The organism is Novosphingobium chloroacetimidivorans, assembly GCF_014204535.1.
In the GTDB taxonomy this organism is placed as follows: Bacteria; Pseudomonadota; Alphaproteobacteria; order Sphingomonadales; family Sphingomonadaceae; genus Novosphingobium; species Novosphingobium chloroacetimidivorans.
In genome coordinates, this window is sequence record NZ_JACHLR010000048.1 from 1 (window position 1) to 7,423 (window position 7,423).

The following is a 7,423-nucleotide window of genomic DNA, read 5'->3' on the forward strand; positions in this document are numbered from 1 at the left end:
GCGCCCCATCGATCACCGCCTCGGCTGATCCCCGAACCGCAAAGTGGGGAATTTTCGATCGGCACTTTTGGGGATTATCCAGTCGGCGTTGACACACGGGAGCGCAACTATCCCGTCGCGAGTCGTCGTTCGTGGAAAAATCAGGCGGCGCATGTTGTAAGTCATGGTGACGAGCCCGATCTTTGCCTTAACTCGTTCGCTGCCTTGGTGCGGATGAACAAGCCCATGCGATCCGTCTGTTTGGCAAAGACGTGCTCGACGGCGAAGCGCGCGCGTTTTAGTTACGTTGCCCCCGCGGATCTGGGCGGGCATCGGCCGGCGCGGCTGCTTTTTGCGATGGAGCGGGCTCGCAAGTCGCCGGTCTCGCAGCCAAGCCTTGTTGATCTTCGAGCGTTAGGCGGGGAGGCCCAAACGAGGCGGCGTTGTGGGTGCTGACGATCTCGCGCACCACGCTGTCGTATCGAGCCGGGCTGAGCACAGCCCAGCTGTGGTTGACGCTAACGGTACGATCGACGGCGACATGCGTCTTGTATTCAAACACTGCGATCGCCAGCTCTGGCTCTGAGCGCTCGGCAGTAGGGTCGCGAGACCTGCCGATCATCACCGTCCAGCTCGCATTGGTGTCCTTCCAGATCTCGCGCGCCTTGCGTCCCGCTTGCGCGCTCTCTCAATCGTGCCCGAACGCGTGAGCCGCTCACGAAACAGGCGGATCGTGTTCTCACCAAGCGTGCGATCGCTTAGACCGAAGACCAGGAAGCGGAGCCAGCTAGGCCGGCACCGGATGAGAAACTCCATGCGCTCGTCGCCGGCGTTGATCTGCGCTGCGAAAATCAGCACGATGAACACAGTCGCCGCATCGTACGGTGGCCCGCCGCCCTTCGCACCTTGGATTAAGCTATACCACTTTCAGCACGGGGGCGGAACGCTTCGAAGTCGAAGACCCGGCGCAGTGTCGCTAGCGGGTTGCCCGTCTCTGACAACCGCTTCAGGTGATCACAAGGAGCAAACACCCCTGAAAGATTCATCGGGCACCCCGCTCTCAAGGGTCGAGTGAACCACGTCAGATCGTATCAAACCAAAGGTGAAGGGGGGTGTCCAAGTCAGCTTTGGGGCTTCCGGGGAGACTCTGAGGTGGGTTGAGCAGTTGAGAGTTGGTCCCACCGCTAAAGCATCGCAATCGATCGAAAAGTATCACGCCGAGCACTGCCAGCAGAGTGATCAGCCACGGCTTGGGCGAGTTCCCTCGTGGTATGCGGCTGATAGCTCTCTGTACGAGCGCGACTTCAGCGCGAGCAGTGCGGTGACAACACCTAGAACGCCCGAAATGGTGAACATCACTGCCATTCCGCGCTCTGGACCGGTGCCGTACCAACTCCCAATCGCTCGTGCGCCGGCACCCTTGGACATGAATGGAATGACCACGAATTGGGTTAGCGGACCTACAATGAACGAAGTCAGCGGAGCGGCAGCCTGCTCCGCCGATTGAGCGAACCCCATTACTCGTCCTTGGCACTCGTAGGGCACGAGCTTTTGGAGCGCAGTCTGCTCGGCGGCTTCCACGATCGGGTACAAGGCCAGATAGACAAAGCAGCCTATGCCAAGTGCAATTACTGATGACTGGAGTGTGAAGACCGAGGCAACCGACCAGATGATTACATTCACAATCAACAGCGTTCGCAGGGGATTTCTACCGAGTCCGATGCGCGAGATCAAAATGCCGCTGATAACAAATCCGGAGGATGCCAGCGCCCACAGCAGTCCCCATTCCTGCGCTGTCATAAGGGACAGTCCGTAAGCATCGAGCAGCGCCATGAACACGCCTCCAAGAAGGTTGTTAAATGAAGAGAAGATGATGAGTGAAAATAGGCGCGGCACCCCCCTGATGATCGCAATTGTCCCACCGAGATCGACCGGCCTGCGTTTGCGACCGACTTGGCCTGCGGGCGCAGGCTCTTCAAAGCGCACGATCGATAGATGAACGATCGCAAGTGCCGTCAAAGCTATTGCGACCAACAAGGTCGTTTGCATGCCACCCCACGTGACTAGAAAGCCGCTAATCGCCGAAGTCACTACGAGGCCCGCTCCATTTACTATACCAACCAGACCATTGGCTCTAGCTCGCTCGGGTTCGGAGATGAGTGCGGTCACTAGCGTCGGCAGGGCGATCATGCGTAGGTTGCCCCCAATGACGGCGGCCATCACGAGCAGGATGAACACCCAGAGTGGCCAGTCTGCTATGGCCCCCATCCGAGCTTCAGGCAGCGTCAATCGGGCGCCATATGCGATCACGTAGAGGATCAGCGAGGCGGCGCTGGAAGCAAGCATGACGCGCTTCTTGCCGAAGTCATCCACCAGACTACCGAACCAAAGTGCGGAACCGGCTGTAAGCACCATGTAGATGCCTCCAACGACACCTGTCACGAAAACCGAGCGCGTCTCAAGAAACGCCCAGAACAGGAGGGCGAACCAAACCGTAAAGTTGGTTGCGTTCTGGATAAGACTGTTCCCAAGAACTAAGTTGAATGGCCGCATAGTTGCCCCATTAAATTTGCAAGCTTGCCCAGCGACGGGCAAGCAGCAGTGCCTGCGCCAAGGAAAGGCCGAAAATTGTTTATAGTGAGCGGTTTGACTAACTCACCTGGCGGCCGAACGCCGCCATCCAGTTGCCCATCTGTTGAGGACCGCAAGGACGCAAGTGCTATTTGGCTTATCAGGCACGTAGTTGAGTGCTTCAATCTGCCCGTCCTCCGATGCAGCACAGGAGCAAGCCTGCTAGCTGGGCCGTTGCAGCGGCAGACGAGAATGCCCGCTGCGGTCTTTGTGGGTAAGGAACGTGCCTGAAGTCGCGGTGAGGCGAGGATAGAGCTCAGTGAGCGACGATCTGCAGCGTCAGCAGAGTGTTGCAGGAACACCGCTGTAGTGTCGGCAATGCGGTCCTTGTTGGTGGCCATCATTTCGGTGCGCCGGATCGGTAGGTCGAGCCAGCCTGAGGAAACAGCGTCGTGCCGGACCAGGCCGCTAAGCCGCCCACCATCGTCGCTCCGGTAAACGCGATGGCGTAACATCGCGCCCAGGTGGGACGTCCGCTCAAGGCACGCACACGGGTTTATCGACGATCTTCAACGGGGTACCGGAAACGCAAGCATTAGCGAGATCACCTCCCCGGTCGCGGAGTCCAGAGCAGTTGAGGGCCTGTTATCTTGAGGCAAGCGTCAGCCTCCGAGCAAGCGCCGTCCCGCCTGTGTGAGGCCGGGGGAGGGGGTGTCTTCCCAAAACTGTCCTCTCCGTCGGGCTTCGTCCGATCATCTGCTGCACAATGCCTATTTGGCCGAAAGGGTCTCTTCGGTGCCGTGCGGCCGGTGGGAATGAGTTGGGTCGTACGTCAGGAAGGTCCGCCGCAGCTTGGGGCCGATGCGCTTCTCGAATCCGTCCGCCAGGCTGAATGCCGCGGGCACGATCACCAGCGTCAGCAGGGTCGAGAGCAATAGGCCGCCGATGACAGTCAAGCCCATCGGCTGGCGGAACGCGCCGTCACCCGAGAGCGAGAACGCGGTCGGGATCATGCCCGCCGTCATCGCCACGGTGGTCATGACGATCGGCTGCGCGCGCTTGCGGCCCGCGTCGATGATCGCCTCGACCTTCTCGACACCCGCCTCCATCTCCTCCAGCGCGAAATCTATCAGCAGGATCGAGTTCTTGGCGACGATACCCAGCAGCATTAAGATGCCGATGTAGACCGGCATCGACACCGGCTGGCCGACGATGGTCAGCGCCAGTAGGCCACCGAGGGGCGCCAGCAGCAGCGAGGCCATGTTCACTAGCGGCGAGACGAACCGCTTGTAGAGCAGCACCAGCACCGCGAAGACCAGGAAGATGCCGCTGACCACGGCGACGATGAAGCTGTTGATCATCTCGCCCTGCCACGCGTCCTCGCCGACCGGTTCGTTTGAAATGCCGCCGGGCAGGTTTTGCATGATCGGCAGCTTGGCGATCGCCTCCATGACCGGGCCCTTGACCTTGCCGGGTCCGAGATCGGCACCCACGAAGATGCGCCGCGACTGGTTGTAACGCTGGATCTGGGTGGGCCCCGCACCGAACTTGATCTCGGCGACGCGCTTCAACGGCACCGAGCCGCCGCTGGCGGTGGGAACCGGCAGGTTCTCGATCGTCGAGAGGTCGCGCCGCGAGTTCGCCGGCAGGATCACGCGGATCGGCACCTGGCGGTCGGTGAGCGAGAACTTGGCCGCGTTCTGGTCGATTTCGCCCAGGGTAGCGATGCGGATCGTCTGGCTGAGCGAGGCGGTGGTGACGCCCAGCTGCGCCGCAAGGTCGAGCCGGGGCACGACGACGAGTTCGGGACGCTTGAGGTCGGCCGCGATGCGTGGGGCGACCACACCGTCGACGCCGCGCATTTGCTCGACCAGCGTCTGCGCTGCGGCCTGCAGCTTTACCGGATCGCTGCCGGCCAGCATGACCGAAATGTCGCGGCCCGAGCCGAAGCCGCCCGACTGCGTCGCGAAAGTCACGCGCGCATCGGGGATCTGCTGGAGCTGCGGCGCGAGCCGACGTTCGAAGTCGATGCTGGTGCCGTCGCGTTCCTTCGCCGGCTTGAGTGCGATGTAGAGCGTGCCATTCCCCTCACGCGCGGCCTCCATCACCAGAGCGACTTCCGGCTGCGCCTCGATCAGGCGAGTGACCCGGCCCGCCACGGCGGACGTCTGCTGGATCGTGGTGCCGGGCACCATCTCGATGTTGACGCGGCTGGTGTCAGAGTTGGTGTTCGGCTGGAATTGCTGCGGCGCACCGGCGAGCAGCGCGAAGGTCACCACCAGCGCGTAGACACCCGCACAGAACGCGAAGAAGCGATGGTCGCGCATCCGCGCCGCGATGCGGTCCGACAAGTAGCGGTACCAGCGACCGAAGCTGCCCAGCGATCCGAACAGCGCGCGGAACAGCTTGCCGCCGACGATCACCACGAAGGGCACTGCCACCGGTGCGACGACGGCGGAAAGGATGAAGGCAGTGCGGTCGAAGCCGATTGCGCGCAGGCCCGCGTCGACCGCCTTGAACGTCAGCAGCGCAAGCCCGATGCCAAGGCCCAAGATTACGACAAGCAGCACCAGCCCCAGTGGATAGAACCAGCCTTGCGAAGGCGCACGCTGCACCAGCGCGCGCAGCCGCCGCGCCTCGCGCGTGTCCAGCGTCCAGGTCAGCACGCGCAAGTAGACGTCCATGGCGCGTCCGCCGCCGTGCTCGGCATGGCCATGCGCCTTCAGGAAATAGGCCGCCACCATCGGCGTGATGATGCGTGCGACGGCCAGGCTCATCAGCACCGCGGCGACCACGGTGAGGCCGAACGCCTTGAAGAACTGTCCAGGAATGCCTGGCATCAGGCCCACCGGCAGGAACACCGCGACAATCGAGAAGGTGGTGGCGACCACCGCCAGCCCGATCTCGTCCGCGGCGTCGATCGATGCCTGGTAGGCCGATTTGCCCATGCGCATGTGGCGCACGATGTTCTCGATCTCGACGATCGCGTCGTCGACCAACACGCCGGCAACGAGGCTCAGCGCCAGCAGCGACAGGAAGTTCAGCGTGAAGCCGAGCAGGTCCATGAACCAGAAGGTCGGGATCGCCGACAAGGGGATCGCCAGCGCCGAGATCGCCGTCGCCCGCCAATCGCGCAGGAACAGGTAGACGATGACGATCGCCAGCACCGCGCCCTCGACCAGTGCCTCCATCGAGCTGGTGTACTGATCGCGGGTGTAGTCGACGGTGGTGAACAGCTGGGTGAAGTGGACGTTGGGATTGTCCTTCTTGATCTGGTCCAGCTTCTTCATCGCTTCGTCGTAGACGGTGACTTCCGAGGCCCCGAGCGCGCGCTCGAAGCCGAAGGTCACCACCTCACGACCATGGAGCTTGGCGATGCGGGTCTGCTCGGAATAGCCGTCGTAGACATGGGCGATATCGGCCAGCTTGACCGAACGGCCATTGCCCAGGTTGATCTGCGTCTGCGACAGGGCATAGGCATCGTCCGCGTTGCCCAGCACGCGCACCGACTGGCGCGATCCGGCGATCTCGGCCTTGCCGCCGGCGGCATCGGTATTGACCGCGCGCAGCACGTTGTTGACGTCGCGCGCGGTGACGCCAAGCGACTGCATGCGATCGGGGTCCATGACCACGCGGATCTCGCGGTCGACACCGCCGTTGCGATCCACCTTGGCGAGGCCGGGGACGGACAGCAGGCTCTTGGCGACGGTGTCGTCGATGAACCAGCTGAGCTGCTCCATCGTCATATCGTCGGCACTGACCGCGAAGTAGCCGATCGAGCCGCCCCCACCCGCCTCGATCTTCTGAACTTGCGGCTCGATGATGCCATCCGGTAGTTCCGAACGAATCTGGTCGACCGCGTTCTTCACCTGGTTGGTCGCCACATCGGCATTGGTGCCGACATTGAAGAACACGATCGTCTCCGAGCTGCCCTCCGACGCCGTCGACTGGATCTCCTCAATACCGGGGATCGAGCGGACCGAGCCCTCTACGATCTGCGTGATCTGCGTCTCGATCTCGCGCGGCGCAGCGCCGGGTTGCGAGATTTGGACGATGACGCCAGGAAACTCGACGTCGGGCATGTTGTTAACGTCCATGCGACTGAACGAGACAAGTCCGGCGATCACCAGCCCGATGAAGAAGACGATCGGGATGATCGGATTACGGATCGACCATGCCGAGAGGTTCTGAAGGCCCATGGCTTATGGCTCAGCCGCCCTGCTCGACCTGGCGCGGCTTGACCGCTCGAGTGAGGAACAAGCCTCCTTCGAGCATGACGATGTTGCAGCCATTGTTGCGCGCGCGTTCCGTGCGACGGCGTGTGGGCAACCTTGAATCGGGCATTTGCAACGTCGCGCATGGTAATATCAACCACACCTGCCTGCCTGAGCGCGCGTCTTGATCGCCGACGCCGTGGAATTCGATCCACTCCATCGTGCCCGAATTGCGATGCGCATTCATGCCGGTCGCCGCGCTAATCTCGACCTCATCGTTCATTCCTGCCACCTACGCGGGCCGGGTGGGGCCCCGACGCCTCAAGCGTTTAAAAAAAGGCGGTTTCGTACCGCCGGCATCGGCATCTTCCCTCCTCGCCAGCCATATACCCAGTGCTTCGCAGTGGCAAACGGGAAGTCACCGCCTTCAGCCGGGGGACACCGCCATGCTCGCGGAGCGGCACCATGCGCTCTGCTAGAGTATTCGTGATGATCAAGCAGGAGATTACTGCCAGAGCCGGTTGGCTTTGAGCAGAGCGTTCGCGGTGATGACGAGCTTCCGCATGACCGCGGTGATCGCGATTTTGGCAGGCTTTCCGGCGGTCACCAGCTGCTGATATTTGGCTTTAAGATCGGGATTGAAGCGGGCGACGACGAGC

The 7,423-nt window shown here is 62.0% G+C and carries 4 protein-coding genes and 1 pseudogene; all 5 read right to left on the minus strand.

Annotated elements, in window-relative coordinates:
- Window positions 1–600: 600 nt before the first annotated feature.
- Entirely contained in the window at window positions 601–891 is a 291-nt protein-coding gene (locus HNO88_RS23140; protein WP_376768801.1) for a transposase, read from the minus strand.
- A gap of 327 nt (window positions 892–1,218) precedes the next feature.
- Window positions 1,219–2,532 (minus strand): MFS transporter, encoded by a 1,314-nt coding sequence (locus HNO88_RS21330; protein ID WP_184250725.1) that lies wholly within the window; start codon window positions 2,530–2,532, stop codon window positions 1,219–1,221.
- 788 nt (window positions 2,533–3,320) lie between these two features.
- Window positions 3,321–6,749: an efflux RND transporter permease subunit gene (locus HNO88_RS21335; RefSeq protein ID WP_184250728.1), complete on the minus strand. Its 3,429-nt coding sequence runs from the start codon at window positions 6,747–6,749 to the stop codon at window positions 3,321–3,323.
- Between the two features lie 10 nt (window positions 6,750–6,759).
- Window positions 6,760–7,047, minus strand: a complete 288-nt coding sequence (locus tag HNO88_RS21340; protein WP_184250731.1) for a hypothetical protein — start codon at window positions 7,045–7,047, stop codon at window positions 6,760–6,762.
- Between the two features lie 222 nt (window positions 7,048–7,269).
- A pseudogene (locus HNO88_RS22560) lies at window positions 7,270–7,423 on the minus strand (IS110 family transposase); the annotation flags it as partial.

Coding starts and splice junctions, on each gene's coding strand:
- HNO88_RS21340 (WP_184250731.1), bottom strand. CDS start 7,047: ATGAACGATGAGGTCGAGATTAGCGCGGCGACCGGCATGAATGCGCAT.
- HNO88_RS21335 (WP_184250728.1), bottom strand. CDS start 6,749: ATGGGCCTTCAGAACCTCTCGGCATGGTCGATCCGTAATCCGATCATC.
- HNO88_RS21330 (WP_184250725.1), bottom strand. CDS start 2,532: ATGCGGCCATTCAACTTAGTTCTTGGGAACAGTCTTATCCAGAACGCA.